Origin of the sequence: Vibrio agarilyticus (assembly GCF_012641465.1) — a bacterium.
In the GTDB taxonomy this organism is placed as follows: domain Bacteria; phylum Pseudomonadota; class Gammaproteobacteria; order Enterobacterales; family Vibrionaceae; genus Vibrio; species Vibrio agarilyticus.
This window is the reverse complement of the sequence record NZ_JABAIK010000057.1, coordinates 1-714: the sequence shown is the minus strand read 5'-3', so window position 1 is coordinate 714 and position 714 is coordinate 1. Positions and strand designations below refer to the sequence as shown.

1 protein-coding gene is annotated in these 714 nt (G+C 55.5%); it reads right to left on the bottom strand.

The annotated features are described in order from the left end of the window. Nucleotides 1-304: hypothetical protein (locus tag HGP28_RS19505; RefSeq protein WP_343033972.1), on the bottom strand; the 304-nt coding region annotated here is incomplete at its 3' end. Nucleotides 305-714 lie beyond the last annotated feature (410 nt).

The following is a 714-nucleotide window of genomic DNA, read 5'->3' as shown; positions in this document are numbered from 1 at the left end:
CGTCATCGGGTTCGACAAACGATACGATGCCCGGCGCTTCCGTATAGCCATGCAGCGCAGACTGAGGGAGTTCGGACTCACGGTTCACCCGGAGAAAACCCGTCTGATGGAGTTCGGCCGCTTCGCTGCCGAAAACCGTGCCATCAGGGGAAAAGGCAAACCAGAAACGTTCAACTTCCTCGGGTTCACGCACATCAGCGGGAAAGATCGCAACGGCAGGTTCATGCTGATACGAAAGACCCGCCGGGATCGGATGACGGCAACTCTGAAAGCCATCAAAGACGGTCTGCGAAGGCGCTGGCATTACTCAATCCCCGAACAGGGAAAATGGCTCAGGAGAGTGGTTCAGGGATACCTGAACTATCACTCGGTACCGGGCAACTTCCCCACCATGCAGAAGTTCAGGACACACGTAACAAACCTCTGGCGCCGGGCGCTCAGGCGCAGGAGCCAGAAGGATGATACGACCTGGACGAAAGCAAACAAACTGGCAGCCGCATGGCTACCAAGGGTTCGGGTTCTTCATCCATGGCCTGTGGAGCGGTTCACCGCCAGACACCCGAGGCAGGAGCCCGGTGCGTAAATCGCGCACGCCGGGATCTGTGCGGGGGGTATCCGGTAACGGGTATCCCTACCGCGACATTCAATGTATTTTTTACTTAGGAGCATACATGTTCATGATTAATCTGTTTCTTTATCACTTCCAGTTACTTT